This is a genomic window from Vibrio sp. 1069 (assembly GCF_033340555.1).
This window is the reverse complement of sequence record NZ_JAWOWP010000482.1, coordinates 1-650: the sequence shown is the minus strand read 5'-3', so window position 1 is coordinate 650 and position 650 is coordinate 1. Positions and strand designations below refer to the sequence as shown.

The following is a 650-nucleotide window of genomic DNA, read 5'->3' as shown; positions in this document are numbered from 1 at the left end:
GCTCTATAGCTATCTTTCTGTTGATGACCGAGTGACGAAAGTACTAATCGATGGCCATACCGACAATGTTGGACCAAGGCTTACCAACCTTTCGGTATCGCGTTTACGTGCTCAACAAGTGGCCGATGCACTGATTGCTCACGGTGTAAACCCAAATATTATCGAAGTCAGATCTCATGGTGACCGATATCCGGTCGCAAATAACAATACAGCAGCTGGTCAGGCAAAGAATCGACGTGTGACGTTACGCCTAGTCAGAGACAACGAACGCACCATAGAAAAAAACACCATGTACGTACAACAACAGACTCAACAAAAGAAGGTTAAGGTTCAATGATGACGAAAACGAATATTTTGTTGGTTGAGCCGAACGAACACCTTGCTCAACCTGTACTGGATGTGCTGAAGAATGCCGGTTACACCGCAAAGCACACACGTACAGGGCGAAGCGCACTATTAGAAGAGCGCGCAAGCATCACGTTAGTGAGCTCTACGCTACCGGATATGTGCGTACGTGAGTTTGTTGCGTGTCACCAGAAGCAGCGTAATGCTGGCGTTGTGATTGCGATTGTGGATCAAGAACAAGGCATTTTGGCGGCAGAGACTATGAAGTCGGGCGCGACCGATTACTTGTTGCGTCCGTTTGAAGC

1 protein-coding gene and 1 pseudogene are annotated in these 650 nt (G+C 47.8%); both read left to right on the top strand.

Annotation, left to right across the window (positions count from 1 at the left end):
- The coding region (locus R7040_RS27285; RefSeq protein ID WP_318097720.1) for an OmpA family protein at positions 1-337 on the top strand (337 nt) is incomplete at its 5' end.
- A pseudogene (locus R7040_RS27280) lies at positions 334-650 on the top strand (sigma-54-dependent Fis family transcriptional regulator); the annotation flags it as partial. The gene R7040_RS27285 and the pseudogene R7040_RS27280, both read left to right, overlap by 4 nt.